This window comes from Nocardiopsis gilva YIM 90087, from assembly GCF_002263495.1.
GTDB lineage: Bacteria > Actinomycetota > Actinomycetes > Streptosporangiales > Streptosporangiaceae > Nocardiopsis_C > Nocardiopsis_C gilva.
On record NZ_CP022753.1, the window covers coordinates 1,487,274 to 1,510,310 of the forward strand.

20 protein-coding genes and 2 pseudogenes are annotated in these 23,037 nt (G+C 61.6%); 17 read left to right on the forward strand and 5 right to left on the reverse strand.

Annotated features, from left to right (window positions below; translation table 11 throughout):
• Positions 1–335: 335 nt before the first annotated feature.
• The 7 genes from CDO52_RS27260 (at position 336) to CDO52_RS28060 (ending at position 7,177) form a co-directional block, all read left to right on the forward strand.
• The gene (locus CDO52_RS27260; RefSeq protein ID WP_152471912.1) at positions 336–794 is read left to right on the forward strand and encodes a hypothetical protein; all 459 of its coding nucleotides are present in this window, start codon (positions 336–338) and stop codon (positions 792–794) included.
• A complete protein-coding gene (locus tag CDO52_RS06990; protein WP_017621864.1) occupies positions 742–1,650 on the forward strand; it encodes a hypothetical protein in 909 nt (302 codons plus the stop codon). Before CDO52_RS27260 ends, CDO52_RS06990 begins: the two co-directional genes overlap by 53 nt.
• Positions 1,651–1,910: 260 nt before the next feature.
• A complete protein-coding gene (locus CDO52_RS29410) occupies positions 1,911–2,279 on the forward strand; it encodes an integrase core domain-containing protein (protein WP_394340788.1) in 369 nt (122 codons plus the stop codon).
• 416 nt (positions 2,280–2,695) lie between these two features.
• Positions 2,696–3,766, forward strand: a complete 1,071-nt coding sequence (locus tag CDO52_RS28055) for a hypothetical protein (RefSeq protein WP_161627278.1) — start codon at positions 2,696–2,698, stop codon at positions 3,764–3,766.
• A 72-nt stretch (positions 3,767–3,838) separates the two neighbouring features.
• Positions 3,839–5,065, forward strand: a complete 1,227-nt coding sequence (locus CDO52_RS27275; RefSeq protein WP_152471908.1) for a hypothetical protein — start codon at positions 3,839–3,841, stop codon at positions 5,063–5,065.
• Positions 5,066–5,079: 14 nt separating this feature from the next.
• Entirely contained in the window at positions 5,080–6,210 is a 1,131-nt protein-coding gene (locus CDO52_RS07000) for a Kelch repeat-containing protein (protein WP_449406728.1), read from the forward strand.
• 442 nt (positions 6,211–6,652) lie between these two features.
• Entirely contained in the window at positions 6,653–7,177 is a 525-nt protein-coding gene (locus CDO52_RS28060) for a GNAT family N-acetyltransferase (RefSeq protein ID WP_017621862.1), read from the forward strand.
• 293 nt (positions 7,178–7,470) lie between these two features.
• Here the strand turns inward: CDO52_RS28060 and CDO52_RS07015 are convergent, their stop codons facing one another.
• Positions 7,471–8,262 (reverse strand): PIG-L deacetylase family protein, encoded by a 792-nt coding sequence (locus tag CDO52_RS07015; RefSeq protein WP_033302408.1) that lies wholly within the window; start codon positions 8,260–8,262, stop codon positions 7,471–7,473.
• A gap of 105 nt (positions 8,263–8,367) precedes the next feature.
• Between CDO52_RS07015 and CDO52_RS07020 the strand changes: the two genes are divergently transcribed.
• Complete coding sequence (locus CDO52_RS07020) at positions 8,368–9,519, forward strand: hypothetical protein (RefSeq protein WP_017621859.1); 1,152 nt, start codon at positions 8,368–8,370, stop codon at positions 9,517–9,519.
• A gap of 21 nt (positions 9,520–9,540) precedes the next feature.
• Complete coding sequence (locus CDO52_RS07025) at positions 9,541–10,656, forward strand: hypothetical protein (protein WP_198345833.1); 1,116 nt, start codon at positions 9,541–9,543, stop codon at positions 10,654–10,656.
• Here the strand turns inward: CDO52_RS07025 and CDO52_RS07030 are convergent.
• Positions 10,630–12,012, reverse strand: coding sequence for an outer membrane protein assembly factor BamB family protein (locus tag CDO52_RS07030; RefSeq protein WP_017621857.1), 1,383 nt, complete (start codon positions 12,010–12,012; stop codon positions 10,630–10,632). The two genes, CDO52_RS07025 and CDO52_RS07030, sit on opposite strands and share 27 nt — an antisense overlap.
• Positions 12,013–13,063: 1,051 nt before the next feature.
• Here CDO52_RS07030 and CDO52_RS27280 point away from each other — a divergent pair.
• The 3 genes from CDO52_RS27280 to CDO52_RS27290 all read left to right on the forward strand — a co-directional run bounded on the left by CDO52_RS27280 (position 13,064) and on the right by CDO52_RS27290 (position 16,874).
• The gene (locus CDO52_RS27280) at positions 13,064–13,396 is read left to right on the forward strand and encodes a hypothetical protein (RefSeq protein ID WP_152471907.1); all 333 of its coding nucleotides are present in this window, start codon (positions 13,064–13,066) and stop codon (positions 13,394–13,396) included.
• A 32-nt stretch (positions 13,397–13,428) separates the two neighbouring features.
• A complete protein-coding gene (locus CDO52_RS27285; protein ID WP_152471906.1) occupies positions 13,429–16,107 on the forward strand; it encodes a TPR repeat region-containing protein in 2,679 nt (892 codons plus the stop codon).
• Between the two features lie 104 nt (positions 16,108–16,211).
• Positions 16,212–16,874: a hypothetical protein gene (locus tag CDO52_RS27290; protein WP_152471905.1), complete on the forward strand. Its 663-nt coding sequence runs from the start codon at positions 16,212–16,214 to the stop codon at positions 16,872–16,874.
• Between the two features lie 507 nt (positions 16,875–17,381).
• On the opposite strand, the pseudogene CDO52_RS28065 reads toward CDO52_RS27290, so the two are convergent.
• Positions 17,382–17,471 (reverse strand): annotated as a pseudogene (locus CDO52_RS28065) (transposase); the annotation flags it as partial.
• Between the two features lie 439 nt (positions 17,472–17,910).
• Between CDO52_RS28065 and CDO52_RS07040 the strand changes: the two are divergent.
• Both CDO52_RS07040 and CDO52_RS07045 read left to right on the forward strand, forming a co-directional pair.
• Positions 17,911–18,438, forward strand: coding sequence for a hypothetical protein (locus tag CDO52_RS07040; RefSeq protein ID WP_017621856.1), 528 nt, complete (start codon positions 17,911–17,913; stop codon positions 18,436–18,438).
• Positions 18,439–18,470: 32 nt separating this feature from the next.
• A complete protein-coding gene (locus tag CDO52_RS07045) occupies positions 18,471–19,247 on the forward strand; it encodes a hypothetical protein (protein WP_017621855.1) in 777 nt (258 codons plus the stop codon).
• A gap of 60 nt (positions 19,248–19,307) precedes the next feature.
• Here CDO52_RS07045 and CDO52_RS28595 read toward each other — a convergent pair.
• Together CDO52_RS28595 and CDO52_RS07055 are read right to left on the reverse strand one after the other, a co-directional pair.
• A pseudogene (locus CDO52_RS28595) lies at positions 19,308–19,757 on the reverse strand (transposase); the annotation flags it as partial.
• 108 nt (positions 19,758–19,865) lie between these two features.
• Complete coding sequence (locus CDO52_RS07055; protein WP_017621854.1) at positions 19,866–20,546, reverse strand: TetR/AcrR family transcriptional regulator C-terminal domain-containing protein; 681 nt, start codon at positions 20,544–20,546, stop codon at positions 19,866–19,868.
• A 96-nt stretch (positions 20,547–20,642) separates the two neighbouring features.
• On the opposite strand from CDO52_RS07055, the gene CDO52_RS07060 reads away from it, so the two are divergent.
• From CDO52_RS07060 to CDO52_RS29415, 3 genes are all read left to right on the forward strand, one after another.
• A complete protein-coding gene (locus tag CDO52_RS07060; RefSeq protein ID WP_094932275.1) occupies positions 20,643–21,605 on the forward strand; it encodes a quinone oxidoreductase family protein in 963 nt (320 codons plus the stop codon).
• A 652-nt stretch (positions 21,606–22,257) separates the two neighbouring features.
• Complete coding sequence (locus CDO52_RS27300; protein ID WP_157745467.1) at positions 22,258–22,419, forward strand: hypothetical protein; 162 nt, start codon at positions 22,258–22,260, stop codon at positions 22,417–22,419.
• Positions 22,420–22,455: 36 nt separating this feature from the next.
• On the forward strand, positions 22,456–23,019 hold the full coding sequence (locus tag CDO52_RS29415) for a transposase (RefSeq protein WP_086003488.1): 564 nt from the start codon (positions 22,456–22,458) through the stop codon (positions 23,017–23,019).
• Positions 23,020–23,037 lie beyond the last annotated feature (18 nt).

The following is a 23,037-nucleotide window of genomic DNA, read 5'->3' on the forward strand; positions in this document are numbered from 1 at the left end:
CCGCGCTGACTGCCGCTTTCGAGGCGTGACAGGTGCGCCCGACCCAGGAGTGGGCCAGAGATCCAGCTCGGCGTGTGCGGACACGTGCTGTCCGTCGACGAGGGCGATCATCGCGGTACGCCACGACCGTGGCTCTCGGACAGATGATGCCTGAGCAACAGGGACGTGAGACACCGACTGTTTGGCGCTCATGGAGGTTGGCTTGGCGAACCTTCGGACACAGCGACCAACAGCGCTGTGGGGCGCCGCTGCCGAACTCGGGCCGCTGACCCAGGCGCTGCGGATTATCCGTGTTCGATCTTCGATCAGCCACTCGCGGAAGGACGCCAGAAGCCATGAGTCAACGCGGATCGAGAACGCCGAACCCCGGAAGCGGAACTGAGGAAACGCGAGAGCGACAACACGAGGTCCCCCAAGCGCGTCGGCCCAGCAAGGGGCCGGGGGAGCAGGAGCCGCAAGTCTCCGCCGACACGCAGTGGTGGGGATTCCACGTCTACCTGAACAGGCAGGCAGTCGAGATCTTCTACGAAGGCTCCGAGGTCTTCTCGGAGCTCTTGGAGAAGGCACTACCTGAACCACTCAACCTCATCGCCAAGGCCTACATCTTCTCTCGTCAGGTGTGGGCGAAGGCAGTCGACCAGGGCACTGGCCTGAGGTTCACCTCTCCCTGGATCGCTCCTGGAGCAATGGTGCCCACCGCATGGGACGACGGCGAAGAAGCCACCGCCTCCGCCACCCCCGATGTTGCGCTGGACCGTGTGGACCTACCAGGAAGGGGAAGGCTGGAGTCCTGACCAGCAACTCCCGCTGAACCTCAGCGACTTCGGCCCGTCCCTCGCCGGAGGTTCGAGCCTGGACTGCGTGTTCGCCGGCGCCAAGGGAGACTCGCGCCTGTACCTGACCAGGTATGACCACATCAACGGGTGGATCGTCGCCCAGGCTCTCCCTAACCACTACAGTGCTGCGGCTCCGGCCGTGGCTCGGTACCAGAACAAGCTGTACTGCGTGCACCGCGGCGGCAAGGACGACGAGCAGCTGTGGTGGGCCACGTACGGCGACCAGGGCTCCGGCGTCAACGAATGGAGTGCGGACCAGAGCTTCCCCGCGCACAAAAGTTCGACGACTCCGGCGCTGGCCGTCTTCCAGGACAAGCTGTACTGCGTCCACCGGGGCGCGGTGGACGACGCCCAGATGTACTGGACCTGCTGGGACGGTAGCTCCTGGAGCGCCGACAGGCCGGTCGGCGGTTGGACCTCGTCGCACGCGCCCGCCCTGGCGGTCTACAGGGACACCAGGCGCCAGCCGTGCCTGGTGTGTGTCCACAGGCTCGACGACGGCAGCTTGAACCTGATCCGGTTCACCGGCAGCGATTGGAGGCCGGGCCTCAACGACTACCCGACGACTCTGCCTGGCAAGACGGCCAAGGCCCCGGCTCTGGCCGTCTTCGGCGGCGACCTGCACTGCGTGCAGAGGGGCAACGGCGACGACAAGAACCTCTACATCTCGACCATGGTGCAGGGGAGCCATAGTTGGTACGGTCCGCTGCGCATGGGGGAATCTGTCGCCAGCGCCGAGGGCGCGAGCCTGACCGTCTACCGCGCCCCTGACGGAACCAAGGACCAGCTGTTCTGCATGCACCGCGGCGTGTAAGTCTCCTGGATGGCCACGACGTCTGCAGCTGGACGCAGCAGATGGTGGCCACCGGCGACCACAGCGAGAACGAGGGGGAGCTGCGCCGCTCTACGCACCATCGTCACCGCGCCTTCACCGTCGTCATCGGCCTCGAGGATGTCGTTGATGATGGTGGCCATGCGCTGCGTTGGGCGGCGGAGGCGTTGTACCGACGCTTGCGCCGTGCGGCCTCCGGTCCGCCGATGGGCTGGTGCAGCATTCGGACCGCGGTTCGCAGCATGTGTCCTTGCGCTCCAGCGAACGCCTGGAACAAGCCGGGATCGCGGAGTCGGCTGGATCGGTGGCCGGATCCGTATGACAACGCGATGGCCGAGGCGCTCAGCGGCACGTTCAAGGCCGAGCTGATCGAGCATCAGGGACCGTGGGCCACCCGCGCCCAGGTCGAGCATGCGCTGCTCCGGTGGGTGGGGTGGTACAACCATGGGATAACCCGCTCAATCTCCAAACACATCATTGCCCTGAGAACACTCGGCAAGCCTTCTCGCAGGCAGCCAAGACACAAAAGACGTGTGAGCTCTCATCGCAGAACGAACGCAGGCGGAGAGACCGGGCCGGCCCAGTACCGTCACTGCCCTCTCCTGGTGTAAACAGACGGCCACGTTTCCGGTCGTCCTTGGCGTTGGACTGCGTGCGGGAAGCGCACCTGGCCCCCGCGGCGTCATCGCTGGCAGTGCGCTATTTGCAGCCAGACCGCCGAATGCTGTGCAGGATTGACCGCCTCAAGAAGTGAGATGTCCGCATGTGGCCGCCTGCGGGCAGCAGAGTGATGTTCCCCGTTGCGGAACATGCTGGTAGTGGTTTGTCGATGCGCGAAGGAGAAATGAGAAGTCGCGAGCAAATATTCCGAGCTTCACCTGCGGGCTTACGCCAGTAGCTTGGAACGTCGTGCGATGTCAACCCCCACTCATTCGATGACTACTTTCTTTGCTTCCCCGCTTCTGAAGAGGCTGTTAAGCTGCCCGCGCAAAATAAAAACTGTCCTTACTGCAAGGAAGGAATATTTGTGATCCCCCACCGCAAGAACATGGCACTAGTGGGAGCATCGGCGGCACTGATCGCACTCGTTGGCTCAATTCCTGCAAGTGCCGACGAGAAAAGTGGATGGTCGACTCCGGAAGTCGCCCACATCTCCGGCGATGAACTGATGAATGCACAGGATAGCTCTGTGGATGGCCGCGCCTCGAACGCAAGTGGCCGCCTTGAGAGTTTCCTGGACGAACAGGCAAAGCTGGGAAACCTGCTTGACGCTTCGGAGGTTGAGAGCGCCTCGATCAAGAATCCTCTCGATGGTCGAAAAATCGATATCGTATGGAGTGATGCGCTGCGGCCTACGGAGATGAACCTCTCCTCGAGAGAGGGCCCGAAGGAGAACGTGGCCGCCGGAATGGGAATCGCGGTCAGCAATAATCCCGAAGTCGAACAGGACAAGGCTCCGGCGAGTACTGCCACTGGAGCGGGTTACGGTAGCGGCACGCCTAATGGCATGTACCTGCAGGCGAATGATTGCCTGACAGCCTACTACGAGCCCCAGTTCGAATCTGAGGATGACCATCACATGGTCACTTGCTACGAGAAGTTCGCAGAATCCGGGACACGGGAATGGGTTTACAATCGATGGAGTTTGTGGACCACAGCGCAGATCGGTGATGGCGGCATCGACGGGAAAGCCGTACCGATCGACTACACGATCCGAAGCCGACCATGGCGCGGAACCAGCGGGCGTATATCGAAGATGAACGACTTCGCGCCACGGAGTCCGGAAACCAACTGTTCTCCGGGAGCGAGCTTCACTCTGGGGTATGCGGGTTCGGGGGTGACAATCCCTATGGAGAACTGCGAGGGCGTCAAGACGCTTCCGGATACCGGTGCCAAGTCCATGGGAGTGGACTGGGACCCGGGGAACAACAATGCAGTCCAGCTGGGCCTCGATTTCGGGATGCAGGTGACTGCACGCGATTCTGAAGTGGTTCCCACCTGGGCGGACTATGTCTGGGCTGAGGTCCAGAGCTGCGGGATCATCTGTACACCGCTCGACCCCTCGTACTCCTACGTGCACACAGACAGCGGCTGGTAACCATTGAAGTCTCGTCCTGATCGCGGGGTGCCTCGGTGGAATCGGGGCATCCCCTCGGTGTATGTCGCCTGCGTGGTGATCGCCAGTGCGCTTGTTGTGGGAACAATCGTCGTGCTCAACACAAATCCGAGCAAGCATCCCGCGACTGATATGGACCCCAGAGCGGACTCTTCCTGCGATAATCCGAAACCAAGAGAGGAATGTAGGGAAATAGAAGTAGGCGGAACAACCTATAGATACGCAATCATTGAAGCCGAGGTGGAGACACCCAATACGGCCATCGTGGACTTCGGGGGACCTGGAATATCGGCGCTCTCGGGGAAATACAGGATTCAGGATTTCAAAGAGTCTCTTCCCGCGCTTCGGGACTATAATCTACTTGTCATCGAAGAACCATGGGTCACTGCCGAGCCAGAGCAAAGCTGCACTGCTTTACTCTCGGCGTACTATGAGACGGCCCGGAGCGGGAAAGGTGTCACCGAGTCCTCTGTACGACTAGCCAGGTCGTGTCTCTCCGACAAAGGGAGATGGGGATTCGATCCATCGTCGTACCGCTCGGCTGTGGACCAGATCGAAGAGCACGAGAATATCTCCCTTCGAGGGTTCATCGGATACTCCTTCGGTTCGCAAAGGATCGCTTACCTGGAAGGCAGAGATATGGGGTGGGCGGTTCTGGTGCGTCCATTCCCCGTCGGGGCGAGCGGAAGTGAGCTGCTCTCCAGCCGCCTGAAACAGACCAAGAGGCTACGCTCCCTCTACAGCGAATCAGAGACCGGCGGGCAGCCCGAGGGCCTGCCTCCCAACTCTGAGACAAGCACCTTTGACTACGCCTCGGCAGAGCTCGCGCTCGCCTACCTCAACCAGACGCAACTCCAATCTCGCGGCCCCGATATCTTCGCGCGGCAGAATGACGCCCTCGCTGCACGACTTTCGGACTCACTCTGGCTTCGATATGGAGTGGACTCGATATCCCCTGGTTATCTGGCGTACTTGTCCGAAGTGTGCGTCAGGGAAGGGACGTGGGAAATTAGTGAGGGGAGCCAGGTAGCAAATGTCCTTAATTCCCTCCATGCCCCATGCTCGTCGATTGAGGAAACCGGGAAAGTGTCCAGAAGCGGACCTGCCGAGGTTCCTGATGAAACCTGCATCGTGACGTCTGAGACCGACCCGCTTGCCAGCGAATCACTTATTAAGGAGTATATTGGACAGAATGAGAATACTTCATGGCTGGACTCCCCAGAAGACTCTCATGTGGCGCAAGACGGAACTTCCGAGTGTCTGAGAGAGGTAGGACTGTAGCGATGACCGGACCCATGACCCAGGTTCGTCCCTCCGTCCACCTGATCACCGCATCTCTGTTCGCCCTGCTACTTAACGCCTCTTGTGCGCAGGTCCCTACGGATCAGGAACCTCCGCCTCCTTCTGCAGCGCATACATCCCCATCCCCGTTTCCTCCACGGATGGGACACACTTCAATCGCGACGGGGAACGGGGTGATCATCTGGGGGGGACATGAGGAGGATCAAAGCCGTCCAGAGGCCAGTGGAGCCCTGTACGACCCCGCGCAGGATTCCTGGACTCCGATCCCGCAGTCACCATTGGCCCCACGGACGCGACACAGCGCAGTCTGGACGGGGAAGGAGATGATCATCTGGGGAGGATCTGGGGAAGAAAAGGATGGTGGACGGTTTCTCCGTGACGGAGCCGCCTACGATCCCGCAACGCAGGAGTGGAGAAAGATTCGCAATGCTCCGTTCCCCATTTCTTCTGCCAGTGCACTCTATCATTCCCGGCACATATTTATGGGACCCGGCAGTCCGACTTCACGCGATGACCTCGGAAAGCTTGCCGTATATTCGCTCCTGCGAGACTCCTGGGAAACGATCGACATTGGCCTTCGAGTCTATGGAATAGCCCCGCTTGGAGAGTCATCGATTGCTGTAGTCGGAGAGTCCGAGGGGAGAACAGAGGTCCTTGAATACCGCATTGGCGCCAGGGGTGTGCGGGAGATAATTAGCCGTGGTGCTGCCGATCAGATGTCATCTATCACTCTAGTGGCGGATGGAAGCGATGTAGTCCTGGTCCTTGTTCCGGAATCTTCCTCGTCAGAGGTGCATGTCATTGATCCAGATGGAAACCTGGTTAAGGAATCTGATGTGTCCGGTGATTTACATGGTCAGGTAGACATGGTGCAGTATCCGCTCGGCCGCGGAGAGGGGTGGCTGCACGGTGAATCCGTTGTCTCGATATCGGACCGAGGGTTGAGTCGCGTTGATCTCCGGACTATGGAATCGCGGTCATGGCAGCCCAAGGAGTTCCGCGGGCGTTGCGGCGGGTTCTCTGCGTCGAGCCTGATGAACGACGATATCTTCGTCTGGGGAGGACGGAGTTGCGAAGGCTCTGCTCTCGATGCTGAGACAGCGGGCCTGGTCGTATCCCTGTGATCTCTCAGGGCCGAGATGGGTTTGTAGATCGGCGGGATTGTCCAGGTGACAGATCGATCAACTCCACACGAACGGGCACGGCACCGGCGATCACGAAGCTGTCGGGTGGGGGTGAGGGGCCGGGGAATCGGTTACTACGTCCCGCTGGAGCGTTACCCGGAGACCTACCACGGCCAGCCGCTGTGCTGCCTGCTGCTGGCCGCATAGAAGCACCACAACGCTTTGTGCCTGATGGGTATCTACGGGGCCGAGCAGGATGAGTTCCGCGAGGAATGGCGGGCCAGCTGGAAGCGGCTCGACTTGGGAAGGCGCGCGTGCGGTTCAGGACTCTGGACGGCGTCCCCCTGGTGGTCGTCGGCGCTGGGTGGCGCGTTGGCCGGTCACCGACTTCATCGCCCTGTCTGTCCGGAAGGCCGAGCTGGGGTCGAAAAGGAGTGACACCATGGCAAGCCATTGGGTCAAGCTGGAACTCGACGTGAAGAACTTCGACGCCGCGCGCTTCGCGGGATACGTAGAGCGTTGCCGAGACGCCGGCATCCGCTTGACAACGCTGGCCGAGCTAGGCGACACCCCACGCGACCGGCACGCGCTCTACGAGCTCAACAAGGACTGCTCCGCCGACATCCCCGACCGCGGCGAGTTCTACACGTTCGAGGAGTATCTCGAACACCGCATCGAGGTCCCCTCCTACGACCCCCGTGGTGTCGTGATCGCGCTGGACGACTCCGTGTGGTGCGGACTCGCCGCGACATCAAACCACCGAGCTTCCGGCTTCGTCTTCAACGAGATGACCGGAGTCAAGGCTCCCTACCGCGGTCGAGGTATCTCCATCGCGATGAAGACATTCGGCATCGGATTCGCCGGGCTGTGCGGCGTGGACAAGATCCGAACCTTCCACCACCCGGCGAACACGGCCGCTATCGAGATGAACAGGCGACTCGGTTACGTCGATGCCGAGCAGGATTGACTCCGAGCTGCCTTGACTGGTCAGATTCCACAGAACTGCCTGTAAGACCGTCTTCTGGTACTTCCACCGCTGGGCTGCCCACGGCATCCAGACCGAAGGCCCCTTCGTCGCGCATACCGCACGCTTCCTGATCGAAGCCCGAAAACCCACCTGATGCAGGCAACAGCTGTTCGCACTGCCGCGTGTCACGCATCGCGTCCGACAAGCAGCGCCCACGGCGACGCCTCGGACGTCTCACGAACCCTAGAAGGAGGGCGGGAGCACAGTAACCGGTTCGGCCCTCCAACCGGTCGTCATCCGGAGGGGAAGATGCCGGTGGCGGGTTTGGTGACCGGGGTCGTGGCTGCGTCGACGAACCACTCACGGCCAAGGAGCAGCCCGAACACGCCCACCGGAAGCCGGACGAGAACGCGCATGATGAGGGCGATTCCGCCGATTCCGTTGACTTCAGAGCGGTGGGCGGCGAGGGCTGCCTGTTTCTGCCGGGCGAAGCGTCGCACGTCTACCCGGTGGGTGATGGCCGAGCGTGGGCTGTAAGCGGCGCTGAGCGCGTCGGTGTCGTAGCGGAGGGGGATCCGCAGAGCGCGTATCAACCGGATCAGGCGCTCGACCGCATCGCGGGGGACCGTCGCTTCCAGCACGGAGTCCACGCCGGCCAGTTCAGCGGCGCGCGTGCCAACCTTGTGCACTTTGACGTGGTCGCGGTGGCCGTATCCGCCGTTGGGGTCGTAGCTGAGCAGTACGTCGGCGTTCTCCTCGCGCAGGAGCGCGGCGAGGCGCCCGGCGGCCTCCTCGGTATCGGCGCGGACGAAACGCGTCCGGTCCGGCGGGTCGGGGTAGAGGATCGCCCCGTGCCCGCTGTCGGCGTAACCCAAGTGCTCGACCCGGTGCACACCGAGGATGGCCGCGCTCGTGCGCAGCTCATCCAGGCGAGTGGGTGCACCCTCGGATACGGCGGTCACGATGCCATCCGTGGCCACCACGATCACCACCCGATGACCCTCCGCCGCGACGCGGGCGAGGGTGCCACCGGTCAGCAGTACTTCATCGTCCGGGTGGGCGTGGAACGCCACGACGGTTGCCATCGCCCCATTATGGGGACGCTGCCACGTGCCGTCTTGCCCGAGGTCGAGTGCGACCACGCGTACTACTCCCAGTAGTCTGCCGTCGCACACGATGAAGGGGAGTGGATGAGCGAGCCGGACAGAACCACGGACGTGGCGGAACCGACCCCCGGCGCGTTCGAGGAGAAACACCCGTCGGACTTGTCTCTGTCCGACAGCGGACCTGAGCTGCTGGGCAAGACATTTCGGGCCTACATCCGCCATCTCTGGCCTCTGGTCGTCGCTGTGGGAGTCCCCCTCGCTCTCTTGGTCCTGCTGGTCCAGCCAGGCATGGTGTGGATGACGCGTGACGCCGTCTACGTCAACGGTTCCCTTGAGCTGCTCTCCGCCCCGGATACCTCCATGCTCTGGACCGCCGTGGGGTTCACCGTGTTCGGTCTGCTCTGCGTTCCGATACCTGTGGGAGCTTTGGTGCTGCTCGGTGGAGGTGCGCTGCTGGGCCGCACGGTGTCAGTGCGTGATGCCTGGTGTGGGGCGCTACGTCGCTACTTCACCACCCTGACCTGGATCGTCGTGATGATCCTCCTTGTTGCGACGGCGCTCGCGGCGATCCTGGGGTTGGGGCTGGGGATGCTCACCGAGCCTCCGGAGTGGCTGGAGCCGCTGACCGAGCTCCCGGTATGGCTGGCAACAGGGATGATTCTGCTGCCTCTCCTGCTGCTCGTGGTACCAGCGACGGTCATGTTGCCGGTGGCTCTGTTGGAGGGGCACGGGCCATTGCGGGGCCTGGCGGTCGCTTGGCGGATGGGGCGGTACCGCCGACGCGTGCATGTACTGTTCGCGATCGCGTTCTTCGGAGTCTCGTCTTTGGCGAGCAGGGGCCTGGCCTGGGCGTTGCAATCCCAGCTGGGGTGGGGCGACGGACACCCGATATCTCTCGGCGTCAGCTTCCTGGTATGCCTTCTGGCAACACCCCTGTCGGTGCTGCTGATGTGCGCCCCGGTGGTCTTCCAGAAGCATTACCCAAAGGTGTCCACTGCGCCCCAGGTGCCGCGGAATTTGAATCTCGCCTGGGTCGAAAAGGAACTACCAAAGGTCCACCTTGGGGGACGCTCGTGGGCGGTCATGCCCCTGCCTGCGCTGGTCAGCGTGCTGCTTCTACCGCCGTTGGTCGGCTCGGCCGCGGTGTGGGCCAATACCTTCGACACACCGCACATGACGTCTAGCCCGATCGAGTCGGTGCGCGGCGATGAGCTCATGGTCGACCTGTCGCCCTAGGGCCCCCGCACCCTGGTCTCGGTGGCCAGACGCGGAGTGTACGTCGAGGAATGCGACCCCGAGTGCACGCCTGGGGCAGAGTTCGAGACAGACGAGTTTGGTGGCGCGGTGACGGCCACCGACAGCGGCTTTGTGCACACAGGATGGCAGGAATTCCGGTACGACCACGGCTCCGGTAAGAGCCACTACGCCCCTCACCCGGACTCCGGGCTGTATCTGTGGGAATGCCAAAGCGCCCAGGAGTGTGATGACGGCGACGGAACCCAGGTCCGGTCCTTTGGAGGGCTCCTGTACGGCACCTACTCTGCGCTGACGCCCCTGGGAAAGGGCCTGGTCATCGTTTCTTATGTGCGCCCCGATGATGAGAAGGATGTCAAAGAAGTCTCGGGCGGGGATACGGGCGGGCTGCGCGCGGATGTGTGTAAGGACCTTGCGTGTACCGATCCGCAAACGGTGCCGCTGCCAAACGACATCACCGTTGGCAGTACCAAGCTTGACGGCCCCTTCCTGGACGTAGCCGCCGCGCCCGGGGGCGGCTTCGCCATCGCCGCCTACGACGCCAACTTCGGTTCGCTCAACGTGATCGCCTGCGCGGACTCCGAGTGTGCGGAACCGAAGGTGACGCCCGTGGTGGGGGACCAGTTTCGGCGGGAGTACCAGGAACGCTTGAGATCACGATTCGGCGCGCGGATCGAGTACCGGCCCGACGGCACGCCCGTGCTTGCTTACCGCGACGCCAAGAGCGGCGGGGCGCACGTGGTCAACTGCCACGACAGCGCCTGCACCGACTTCACCGATCGAGCGATCACCGGCCCCGGCTGGGCGCGCCCCGTCCCTGGCCTGGCGGTCGACTCGCACGGTAACCCGCAACTGGTCACGTTCGACATGGTCAACGAGCGGCTAGTGCTGATGTCCTGCCTGGATGGTGACTGCGCCGATGCCATCACCACCCCGCTGAGGGGGTTCACCGAGGTGCCTGCAGTGAGTGCACTCGGTCTGGACAGCGAAGACCGGCCGCACATCGTATGGGGTCAGATAGAGGACGCCCCTCTCGCCACCAGGACCAGTGCGGAGTACCTGCGGTGTGCGGAAGCGTTGTGTGGAGCGCAGTCAGACCCCATAGTCGACAGTGAATAGGCGGGGTGAGACGCACTCCTGCCACACGGCGGGCGAGTTCATGCGCTGTGAGCGCATCCCGTCGGGAGCACAACCCTGGTACACACCGACGACCTCACCCTCCTCGGTCAGGTAGGAGGTCAGGTACCGCGTTCCGGCCCCCATGTCGATGGCAAGCTTGCCTACCCCTGGACCGTACGCCTCGACCGGAGCTGTTCTGCGATCCGCGTCCGACGCGGGCTTGTGCTCGCGCCAGGGGTAGGAGGCTCCGAACGCGTCGATCAGCGCCGTAGTGGCTCCCAAGACATCGTCATCAACGATCGCGCCGGTGCGTGCGTCCAGGCTCTGGTAGCCGTGCTGGTCGTGGAAGTAGACGAGGGTGGTGCCGTCTCGTTCGACGAGGGAAAGGATGACCGCCTTCTCGGGGTGTTCCCACAGCAACTCACCGGTTTTGGCGTCCAGCCCACTGAGTGGTTCGCCGGAGCACTGGTCCAACGGCTCTGGGCAATCAGAGGAGCCGAGGATAAGTTCACCGGACTCGGTCGCATGGAGGCGATACTTCGCCTGCAGCCCATCGGGCACGACGAAGTCGGAGATTTCACGGCCGTCGGCAGGGTCGATGAGGAAGACGCGCTCTGATTCGTCCTCGTCCTCACCCTCTTCCTCCACCACGTAGAGCACGTCATCGGTGAACGCGTACGCCTCGCCAAGCCCAGGTAGGTCCGCGGACCACTCAACCTCACCATTGGGTACCTTGACGAGGAAATACCCGTACTGCCCCCTCTTGAGCCCTCCATCGAGCTCCTTCTCCAACAGCACATGGGTGCCGTTAGCAGGGTCGTCATCGCTGAGGCTGACTCTCACTCGTATCGGGATGTCGATGCGCTGCCAGCGCGGGCTATCCTTCGTCGGGTTCACCAGGTAAAGCAACGCTTCGTCCCCGTCCCGGTTGTCCCGCGCGTACACGACCAGTGTGTCGCCGACCACCTGCACCGCCTCCACGGCCTTGGGCCGTTTCGGATCAATGTCCTCGGTCCACAGCAAATTGCCGGTCTCGGCGTCGACGGCCCTGAACCGTTCGTGTTCGTAGTAGTAGAGAGTGCCGTTGTGGGCCACCGCGCGGGGAGTGGGGTACTCGTTGCCGAGCACCTCCGACTCCGGCAGGACAGTCGCCTGGCCGTCGTCATCGCGGTACAAGTAGTAATTGCCCGTGAGTGGCAGTGACCAGCGCAGTGCCCCGGCCTCCCCGCAGTTGTCCGCGTCCTCGCAGGTGACGAGTTTGTTGGGGCTGATCACCGAGGGGGCGAGTGCGGCCGGGTCGGCTTCGTCCTCCGGGGTGCAAGCGGTGAGCGAGACAACACAGACGAACCCGACCAATGGGGCGATCCAACCTTTGGGCATGCGACGCATCGTAGCTACGCCCGCACTGGGACGGCGCATGCCCCTATTCCCACCAGCCGGTTCCAGCATGGTGATCGGCGGGACACCCGAGCATCGGGAATTCTCAGGAGCTCCGCGCTACCGGGCACTGGCTGATCAGGGGGAGCGCGTCGGCAAGACTCCCCAGGCCTGAGCCCCACACCCGACACGCCTTTGCGCCCGTCGAGGCCTGCCCACTATCCCGATACATCCGGCGCCGCAGACGGAAACACCACGCTCCCACGAGAGTCGCGACCCTGTCGTCCTGGCCCGCCCGTCAACTCGTCCCGCGACGAGTGGAGACGCGCCCACCTCGCCTTCAAACGCGGCGTCCCCTACAGAAGCACGACAGAGAGCCCGCGTGAGCGACTCGAGGCGGGGGCCGTGCGCCGCACGTCGCCGCGTAGTGGCGATGCCTACATCTCCATGGCCGAAAGCGGACAGTAGGTAACGCAGCGCAGTCAGCTGCTGCATTGACATCGGAACATATTGCCCTGAGGCGAGTGCCCGTCCGGCCGAGCGTTCCCGAACTACATCCCTTGCTAGGAACCCGATGTAGAGGACGTACTCCACGAGCAGCCCTCCGTGATCAGCTGGTCACCCACGCTGATCACGGTCTTATTCTGATCACAGGCCGCTAGGGGCGGATTCACGAGCGTCATCTAGGGATGGTAGAACAACCTGGATGCCCTTGCAGTTGGGGGAAGTGCGCCGTGCTCAGGGGCAGCTCCTAGGTAGCTGACGAGCTCCGAGTACGAGACTCCATCGTCATGCATCTGGTTGCTGCCGATCTCGGGCGCAACTTCACCGGGCATCGAGGAAGGTAACCGTATGTCTCACAAAGCCGATGATGACCCAACCAGATGCTGCTTCGATCGTGTCAACTTGCCAATATCAGGTATCAACCTACGTTGATTTCTTCCTGAGATCTCAAAATCGACCGATCAGGCGCTCGGCATACTCGATGAGACTGCTTGCCAAGTGGAGATAACAAGCTAGGGAATGATCTGTGGGTAAGAAAGACGGAGTAGGAAGTAATCCTAACGAAGCCCTCAGCAAGGGCGATACGGCTGAGGCTTTGGCTAACGCAATGAATAATCTGGACGGGAGATTCGAGGATGTTGTCTCCGATGCCGGGGCGGCTGCTAAAGAGGGTCTTAAATCGTCCTACGTAAACTACGCTGAGTGGCGCATGAGTTTCATCAAAGAGCTGCAGGTGCACGGACAGAATCTTTCCGAAAATCTTAAAGCTGGGGCTGGAGAAACGAAGAAGACAGACGATGATAACACGAACGACTTCGAATCTTCACGCCGAGGTCTGTCTAGAAGTGTGAATCACTGAAACCTGTTCGGACTAAAAAATAGGAGGAAGAAATGGCGAAAATCGAACTCGACTTCACACCGAAGGATACCGATGCGGATCCGGGTGAGATCAAAGACAGCCATGAAGATCTCAAGGGACTAAACAAGCGAATGCTTGGCCAGTCGAAGGACCTGTCGGGGCAGTTCAACAGTACGTCCATGGAGTTTTCAGAGGCAGTTGCCTGGAACATTACGGATGAGTCCAAATACAACTCCAACAAGTGGATAAACGCAAGTGAATCAGTTATGTTCTGTGCTTTTGTCACGGAATTCTGGCATGGATGCGTAAACGACTTCAAGAAAAAAAGAAAGCAAATCGTTGAAGATTGGGAAGATGCAAAAAAGGCTGCAGAAAAAGCCGTGCCTGATGACTACGAAGATGTTCCTATCACTGAGAGCAATCACCCGAGTCATGCCCCCGGAAACGACAGTGCAACTAAAAAAGCTGTAGAGGCCTACTATGGCCTGGTGAGAAAGAGAGGAGAGCTCAAGAAAGAAGACAGCACAAATTGGAGTAATCTACAGGAAGGAAAGGACGAAGTCGAGTCTCAGCTTAAAGGAGGTCCGAATGTCGAGAATATCAAGAAACTAATGGACGCTGGCTATGTAGACATGGCCTTCTTTAATCTGCGAGGGACTGATTTCTATCTGAACAAAATCGACACAAAAAACGTCGAGAAGTGGCCAGATAAGCTGTCGAAGTACTGGTCGGGAGAGAAGGAGCTCGACAGCGAGTACTACAGCATGATGATGCTCCTGAACATCATCGGCTACGAGTCTTCGCGCGTGCAGGCGCTGAGAGACTCTTCGAATCCTCCGCAACTTGACAAAAAATATAGGGATTACCTGAAGAAATTTTATTCGGGAACCGAAAATGGGTGGGGCGCCAGTGGAAACACTCTGGACCTTGCGAACTTGATCGACGGCAGCGATCTGGAGAGATCCGAGAAGGACGCAGCGCTAGGAGCCATCGGTGGCGGGCTTCTTACGCTATCAGATGAGAAAATTGGGGGAGGATTCGAAGAACTTCCCGAAAGTATTCGAAAGGCATCATCGGGTTCCTTTGTTTGGAATATTAAATCCCCTGAGGATGGATACGATACTGCCAATTGGATTGAGGACTACAAAAAACTCTCGAAGCTACTTGGTAACGCGCCTGAGAACCTTCAGGGTGGTAAAGACTTTTCAGCCGGAATCAGCATTTCCATAGGTCAGCATCTAAAATCGGACTCAAAGGATTGGATAGATGAAGACGCTGCTGGCCACCTTGTGGAAGTTGCAGCCCGGAATAAAGACGCCAACCATGGGATTCTGACAGACGACTACACCCATCCCTACATCGAAAACGCAGACCTAGACGATAAGGAGCTGAAAAAGCTCAAGTCGTTGAATAGTGACGCTGTCGAAGGGCTGTTGAAATATGAGTGGCCAGATAAGGATGAAAATGGAAATGAAAGCTGGATGAAGGATGGTAAGCCTGTCACTGGACTGATTGACTGGTTGGCTGATGACGCCCTTGAGGACAACCCAGAAGTGCGTAGGCGGGCTGGTGAGGCCAGCGAAGGTCTTATCTCGATGATAACTACAGACGAAATGTTTAAGAGCCTTACGGATACCGGGATCAAGACGTCTGGCGATGACAACGCCACGTTCAGCCGTGTGAATCCTGAGATTTGTGAAAAGCTAGCCAATATCTTCTACTCGCATATAGACGATTTCGGGATAGAGTCGGATAGCCCCCGCGATAATAAGTTCGTCATCAGCGATGATCCGAATAAGGATGAACTGACTGTGGACTCGAGGTCCCGCGCTCGCTTCATGCAGTATCTTGTCGCAAATGAGGAAACTGCAGAGAACCTTATCCAGGCTGTTGAAGCGAAACAGGACAGCACATTCAACGAATATATGAAGAATGGGGAAAATCCCACGGATAATGCTGGGAATTCGGGTCGGCTTAAGGGGCTGCTTGACGCATCTATCATAAATGAATCATTGGAACGTTTTGATGATGACAAGAAAGCCTATGAAGCTGAAATTAAACTCAAGAAGAAGGCAATGGATAAGGTCATTGATCTCAGTCAGGCCGATAGAATTCCCGGCTGGCAGTACTATGGAAATGATTTGAAGAAATCATTGACAGACGTCGTCGCGAAGGGGATGACAGAGAAGTATGAGCCTATCCATGGAAACCTGAAGGAAACCCCTGAAATCCTAAAGTATAGTAAGAACGGGAGTAAGCTAGACTTTCAACTGAAAGCCTTGGATTATCTTGAATCTCATGGGGAAATAGAAATGGAGGACATTTCCTCGGATCTAAAGAAAGGCGATAAATTGCTCTCGTCTGGAGATTTCGATCAGGGTGAATTTTCAAGAAGAAGGACTAGTGCGGAGGATGATCTGCAGTCTATCTCTGCCAAGCGTCCTGCAAGGGACCCGGATAGCGATGAATTCCACTATGCTTCTATCAAAGATATTCCCATTGGTGAGAGGGACTACTACAAATTTGGATCAGATTTTGTCGACAAGTATTCCGGTGAGCATTGGGATGGTTATGAGTACTATCTCAACAAGTATCGTAGCAATGATGTTAACGACTATGAGACCTTTGAAAAGGGTGAGGACATCAACGCCCTCCCATATTATGATCCGTCGTCCGACGATGACAAGGAGGAGAAAAAGGACGAGGACTAACAGCAGGAGGGCGGCAGGAGTTTCGTGAAAAGTTTGTAGCTTGAAGTTGGCTGTCTGTTCGGGATGATAAATCGATTTGATTTATGTGTTAGTAAGGAGGTCTTGTGCCTTTTTATTCAAGGCGTCTGAGTTCTGTGTATCGGGTAATTGGATCTGCGACAGCATCCCTTGCGTTGCTTGCGGCGGTCTCTGCGTGTAGCCCAGGGCCATCCGACGAGGATTCTAAGGGATCCAATGGGAAGGGTTCTGAAAAGTCGTCGTTAGAAGTCGAATCGGCGCAGTTGGCTCCGGAGGACCTTTGCGAAGTTCTGCCGAATGTCCTGTTGGAGAAACTACTCGATCCTTCGGGGCGGGACGAAGTCTCAGATGCAGCTCGAAGCGACAGCAGTCCATTAGAGCAACAACCTAGAGACGAAGTGTCGATGGACTGCTCCTGGAATGTAGTTGATTTGAAGGATCGAGAGCGGCGCAAGCTTTCTATATACTTGAAGATATCGGATCAACCGCAGGAGGAATTCGTTTTTAGTGTCGGAAATGATGCTGAGACTGTGCCGGGGGTTGGCGAGAAGGCAGTTATCGAGTTCGATGGAAGGTCTTCTTACTATGCATCCAATCTATCGTCTTTCGAGGGACGTTACGGTATCTATGTAAGGTATTTTGGTGTCAATATTGATACCCGGGAGTCAATCTACGATAGGAGCGAACTGCGCGAATCGGCGACAAATGTCTCAAAGCGGCTCCTCGGTGAGCTCAAGTCAATGAATTGAACATTGTTTTCTTGACGGTGTGAAAATGGTGGCGACGATGTGATCAGATTTATTTCTGGTCATCAGGAGATCAGCGAGACACGCAGAGGCGTCATGAGGAGAGGAGCGCCTTGTCCGCTGACATAGGCGTGAAGCGCTAGTAGAAGGCGAGGTGTCGAGCGAGGACCCGGAGGCGAATGGCGGCGACGGAGGACGCTGCAACGTCGGCCTCGGGGCCGCCTGCGCCTGAGCTTGGGCCCCTACCTGCCCGAGTACGGCGACATGGCGTCGAGTCGCTCACTGCTCTTCAGCTCGATGGTGGGGCCGCTGCAGCCTGTGGCCGCGAGCAGGAGCGGGGCGAGTAGTGCTGACGCTCCGACCTGACGGACGAAGGAGTCACCGGGGGCCTTTCTATCGATGTAGCGACCGAGCCTTCGGAGTTTGACTCACGATCTGACGCGACAGAATCGCTCAGGGTTCCGGCACATTTGCCCCAGGGTGTACGTATCGACGATGTGCCGTCAGTTAGCGGTCGGAAGGGCGGCGTCGTTCCCGCAGGGAGGGGAAGAACCGCCCGGAACGGAGCTCGGGGATCTTCAACTCCACGTCTCCGGCGGTGGGGGGCGGTGCCCCTGTCCCAGTGGCCGTCGTGGTGAGGGGTGCACTAGTAGGGCTCGGCGAGGGGTGACCGTTGTGGCCTCGGTCAGCCCTTGGAGCCTCCGCTCCGGAACTGGGCGGATGATGTCGGCGTCTTCGGCGGCTTGTAGAGACCCGAACAGGCGTTGTACGTCGTGCTGGGACAGAGCCGTGGTGTGCGCGTCCTATCGCGAGGACGTGCATGCTTCCTTTTGACCGCCACGCAAGGGCTCCCGATATTCCAGGCTCGGTGGACAGGTCAGGCGGCCGTCGTGTGCAGTCTTCGTCGCTAACCATCGCAAAAGCGCCACTCACTGTGTCTGACATCATCCGAAACAGTCTGTCATTCCTTGACTTCGCCGTGTCAGGATCGCTCAAGGCGCTATCGGGTCGATCCCCTATGAACAGGAAGGCAGGCGCAATGTGGAAATCCACGGGAGCAGCACTTCTCGTTCTGGCCACGGCGGGAGCCACGACCCTGGCCACAGCGACGCCCGCTTCTGCGGAGGCCGCTCATGCGCCCGCCGAGGCCCTGGAATCTTCAGGGGAGGTCGTAGTCCGCGACACCACCGGCGGGGGCGACGACGAACCAGCGGGGTCGATCATCTGCCGTTTCGATACCCGCGGGGACCGGGTCCACATCTCCTCCACCGCCAACGAGGCCTCAGGACACGGCTGGTGGGTCAACGGCGACTGCGACACCACCCAGGCCGTGGTCATGGTGCAACTGCAGCAGTACACCGGCGGATCCTGGAATGATGTGGGAAGGGTCGGCCAAGAGACCGTACGCAGCGGTGGGGGATCGGCCAACCGCGCGACCGGGCGAGCGGCGTGCAACAGCAGTGCCACGACCACATGGCGCAGCGTCGTCGACGCGGACCTGGTGGGTATCGTCGACGACCCGTTCACCCGCACCACCGAACCACGGCAGATCCCCTGCCGGAACTGAAGACGACCACGACCACACGGGGAGGAGGAGCCATGCCGGACGGCACCCTGCTGGGGGCTCTGCACGGGGACCTGGCCCACCACCCCTGGTATGACTCCAGGGCGGCGTTCTCCGACCCTTACAGCCTCTTCTATGCCCGCTCCTCGGCCAGTCGATGGCTCACCGATGCGGCGCGCAACGCTCCCCGTGACGGTCTGTGGTACATGAACGATGCGGGGCTGGACTCCGCCGGAACGGGAACCCGCAGGCTGTGGTTCCAGGTAGCGCTGAATTCGGCTGTGTCAGCTGATCGGACGCTGCCGACACAGCCGTTCCTGACTTGTGCCGGCGCTGTCGCATCCCGAGTGGGGCACCTGGAACTGAGCGCGGTGCAGATGCTCCTGCCCCTACAAGAGCTGGCGGGGCCACCGCACCACAGCAGGACGGCCGAGATAGACCTGCTGCAGGAGGCGCAATGGTTCGCCGACCCCGTTCCGGACCTGGCCAGAGAGGTCCAGCTCACCCTGGACAGCGGGCAGGATCCCGCCATCAGATCGGCGGCGCCCTCCATGGTCGGGTGGATGGGTCAGCTCAAGCAGTCGGTGTTCACCCGTATCTGCCCACCAACCCGCGACGAGGCGGCTGAAGAGCTCACGCCGGGCATCGCCGACCACCTGTGGAACGGTCCCGCCCACCACCACGCCACGTTTCGCGGCAGCCTTGTGGAGTGGTCATACGAGGCCCTGGGGTGGTTGTCCGCCTTCGTGGCCGAAGCCGCCGTGCAGCACGGCATCCAGACCCCCGTGCTCCTCTCGATCCGGCGCCTCTGAGTGCGTGTTTGCGAACCTCCAGTCGGCTCAAGCGGCCCGCGTCGCGGTCGGGCCGGTCGGCGGGGTGACCACGGCAGGTAACGGCAGCCCCCGGGTGTCGACCACCAGGTGGCGTTTCCTCCCGTTGATCTTCTTCGCCGCGTCGAAGCCGCGCGTGGGCCGGGCGGCGGTCTCCGCAGTCTTTACGCTCTGGGAGTCCACGATCACCGCGACGGCCTGCGGGGGCTTGCCCGCCCAGGTGCGCGTCCGGCGGCGCAGCTGGGCGCGGATGTGGGCCAGGACACCGACGGCGGCCCAGCGGGGACCGTGCGCCATGGGGGTACCTGCGGGGCAGGGCGCGTCACTGACAGCCGGTGTCCACGACGTAGCGGATGGCGTCCACGATCTGGCGGCGCGGGTGGGCCCCGGGCGCCCACCTGCGCCGGCCTGGCAGGCCGGGAGCGGCAACAGGGGTTCGATCAGCGCCCATTCGGCGGCGGTGGTGTCCGACGGGTAGCGGCGGCGCATCAGCTCCGCGTCCGGGGCCGCCGCCCGTGAACGGGTGGGGCCCGTGCGGCCGGGCAGCGGCCCCGGTCTCCGTGCCCTGGAGGTTGTTGTCGCGGTGTCCTGCGGCGTCGCTCAGGGTTCGGTGTGGGGTGCGGCGCTTCGCGACTCGGGGGCCAACCCGGCGGCCAGGCCGGTGATGATCAGGTCGAGGCCGCGGTCGAACGCGCGGTCGGCGTCGGTGGCGAGCGAGGGTGCGGCCTCGTTGAGCGCGGCGACGGTGGGCTGGGTGTCGGGGTCGATGCGCTCGCGGCGTGCCTCGCGGTCATAACGGGGATCCTGCTGTCCGGGGCGGGGGCGCATCCCCTGCTCCTCAATCGCGTGGCCCACGGTGAAACTGTATGTCGTGCCGAGCGCCAGCGAGGCGGTCTCGGGGGAGAAACCCGCCGCGGTCAGCACCCCCAGCGCGCGCTCCATGACGCCATACATGCTCGGGTCGGTGAGATAGGTGCCCGGCACCATCTTGGCGCCATCGCGGTAGCGCAGGAGGGCATGCCGCAGCGTGCTGCCGTAGTCGCGCAGGAAGTCCGGCCAGGCCAGCTCCTCCCACGACCCGTCATCTGCGTTGAAGGCGTCGGTCAACACCGTGGTGGCCATGGCGTCCAAGAGGTCCTGCTTGCTGGAGAAGTGCCAGTACAGAGCGGGCGCCTTGACCTTGAGGTCGGTGGCGATGCGCCGCAGCGTGAGTCCCTCCAGGCCCACTTCGTCCAGCAGCCGCAGCGCGGCACGGATCACGGTCTCACGGTCCAACGTCACTGCGTCGTCGTCCTCTCTATCGCCCTTGACAGCTTAACAACGTTTCATGCACGCTTAACGGCGTTAAATTTAACGCCGTTAAGTTCCGGAGGGTCCATGAAGGCCGCCGTCATCCATACCGTCGGAGAGCCGCCGCGCTACGACGACTTCGTCGCGCCCACGCCGCGCGACGATGAGGTACTCGTCCACGTCAGCGCGGCCTCGATCACCAACATTGCGCGCATGCGCGCGGCCGGCACCCACTACTCCCGGCGCGAGGAGCTCCCTGCCGTTGCCGGTATCGACGGAGTGGGGCGCACCGAGGACGGCACGCGCGTGTACTTCGGCGGGCCGCGCGCGCCCTACGGCACGATGGCCGAGGTCAGCCTCAGCCCCCGCGCGTGGATCGCCCCCGTTCCCGATGCCCTGGACGACGCGACCGCCGCCGCGCTGCCCAACGCTGGGATCTCGGCCTGGCTGTCGCTGTCCCACACCGCAGGGCTACGTTCCGGAGAAAGCGTGCTGGTCCTCGGAGCGACCGGGGTCACCGGGCGACTCGCGGTCCAAGCGGCCAAGCAGCAGGGCGCCGGGCGAGTCGTGGCCGCCGGGCGCGACACGACGTCACTCGCCCGGCTGACCGAGCTCGGCGCCGACGCCACGATCAAGCTCGACGCCCCTGATATCGACCTTGCCGCGGAGTTCGCCAACGCGGCGGAGGGCGGCTTCGACGTCGTCATCGACTACCTGTGGGGCGCGCCGACCGAGGCCTTGATCCGCTCGGTGAGCCGGGGCGACCTGACCCCCGCCACTTCACGGACGCGGCTGGTCCAGGTGGGCGAGATGGCCGGGCCCGCCATCTCGCTGTCCGCCGCCGCCCTGCGTTCGTCGGGCCTGGAGATCGTCGGTAACGGAACCGGGAGCATGCCCGGCCCTGAGGTCCTCCGTGCCGCCTTCACCCAGGTGATGGCCAGCGCTGCACGGGGTGAGCTGGTCATCGACACCGAGGCGGTCCCGCTCAGCCAGGTCACCGACGCCTGGAGTCGTGACGCCAAGGGCACCCGGTTGGTGCTGGTGCCCTAGGCAGTGCTGTTGTACGGGTGAGGTTGCACAGTCAGATCCGTATCGAAGCGAGCTCCACGGTCCTGCCATAGAGCGCGGCCCGTCCGTCGTACCTCGTCGCGACGCGACCACCCGGTTCTGGTTGGGCAGGTCGATCACCCGCTTCACGGTGTTGCGCGCGGTAGGCCTGCTGGTCGAAGGCCGGGGTCGGCCCCGTTGGAGCCCGTGCGCTTGCGGTCGGCCGCGGTCTCCCACGGCACACAGGGACGATGGAGGTGTCGAGCTCACCGACGGTCCGGATGCGGTGGAAGAAGGCTCCGACCCCGATACGGGGCTAGGTCGCCCGCTCCTCGCTGCACATGGCGTACCACAGCGGACCCGTGCTCGATGAGGACCAGGAGACGGGAGGCGATGCCGGCGCCCATTGCCTCACTGCCGAGTACGACCGCCGTGAAATGGCACGGACAAACCGAGCGGCGCGAATTCGCCTCTTCCCGCATTGCGTGGACTAACCTGAACACCGCGCCGCAGCACATGGCGCGACGCCGCTGACGTCGGCCCCGACAGCATTCGGTCGTTGCCCATCGACTACTCCGGCTAGGGCCAGTTTGGAATACCGCTGGTACCGGGTGAACAGCATCAAGACGGTAGCCACGGGCGCGCCCCCCCGCGCATGAGCGAAGCCCCCGGTAGGCGCGTTAACGACCAAGAAGACGAGTCCGCCGGAGGCATCGCGCCGACCCTAACCGGCCCGCGGCGCGGTGACCTCACCGACGCCCAGCGGGCTCTGCTCGAGCTACTCCTCTATGACCCCGAACCGACGCGGCGGGGCTGATCACACGGCAGGTCAACGTCGACTCCACCATCGTGCGTGCCCACCAGCACACCGCCGGGACCGCTAAAAAGGGGGGAGGGTCAAGATCACGGAACGGCCGAACCCGGCGGCCACGCCTTGGGGCGCTCCCGCGGCGGGTTGGCCACGAAAAACCATCTAGCCTGCGAGCAGCGCCAAATGCCCATGTCCGTGGTGGTCACGGCCGGGCAGAGAGGGGACGCGCCGCAGTTCGAGCCGGTCATGGAACGCATCCGGGTGGTCGCCTACGGGCGGAGCGGGCCCGCGCGCACCCGACCTGAGCGGGTGCGCGCGGATAAGGCCTACAGCTCGAAGAGGATCCGCTCCTACCCGCGTCGACGCACGGTCCCCGAGTCTGCCGATCGGTGCGCAACCCCAAGCGCAAGGGGCAGCGCGGGAGTCGTCCGCCCAGCTTTGACAGGGCCGACTACCGCGCCCGTCACGCGGTCGAGCGCAGGATCAACCAGCTCAAACACAACCGGACGGCGGCCACACGCTAAGACAAACTCGCCCTTCGCTACGAGGCCACCGACCAGATCGCTGCCACCAACGAATAGCTTTGACTACCCAAACACGCCCTAAGGCGCCCCCTGGATGCGT

Coding starts and splice junctions, on each gene's coding strand:
- CDO52_RS07015 (WP_033302408.1), bottom strand. CDS start 8,262: ATGGCAACCGTCGTGGCGTTCCACGCCCACCCGGACGATGAAGTACTG.
- CDO52_RS07000 (WP_449406728.1), top strand. CDS start 5,080: ATGACCCAGGTTCGTCCCTCCGTCCACCTGATCACCGCATCTCTGTTC.
- CDO52_RS07040 (WP_017621856.1), top strand. CDS start 17,911: ATGTGGAAATCCACGGGAGCAGCACTTCTCGTTCTGGCCACGGCGGGA.
- CDO52_RS29410 (WP_394340788.1), top strand. CDS start 1,911: ATGTGTCCTTGCGCTCCAGCGAACGCCTGGAACAAGCCGGGATCGCGG.
- CDO52_RS07060 (WP_094932275.1), top strand. CDS start 20,643: ATGAAGGCCGCCGTCATCCATACCGTCGGAGAGCCGCCGCGCTACGAC.
- CDO52_RS27285 (WP_152471906.1), top strand. CDS start 13,429: ATGGCGAAAATCGAACTCGACTTCACACCGAAGGATACCGATGCGGAT.
- CDO52_RS07020 (WP_017621859.1), top strand. CDS start 8,368: ATGAGCGAGCCGGACAGAACCACGGACGTGGCGGAACCGACCCCCGGC.
- CDO52_RS07045 (WP_017621855.1), top strand. CDS start 18,471: ATGCCGGACGGCACCCTGCTGGGGGCTCTGCACGGGGACCTGGCCCAC.
- CDO52_RS27260 (WP_152471912.1), top strand. CDS start 336: ATGAGTCAACGCGGATCGAGAACGCCGAACCCCGGAAGCGGAACTGAG.
- CDO52_RS28060 (WP_017621862.1), top strand. CDS start 6,653: ATGGCAAGCCATTGGGTCAAGCTGGAACTCGACGTGAAGAACTTCGAC.
- CDO52_RS06990 (WP_017621864.1), top strand. CDS start 742: ATGTTGCGCTGGACCGTGTGGACCTACCAGGAAGGGGAAGGCTGGAGT.
- CDO52_RS27300 (WP_157745467.1), top strand. CDS start 22,258: ATGAGCGAAGCCCCCGGTAGGCGCGTTAACGACCAAGAAGACGAGTCC.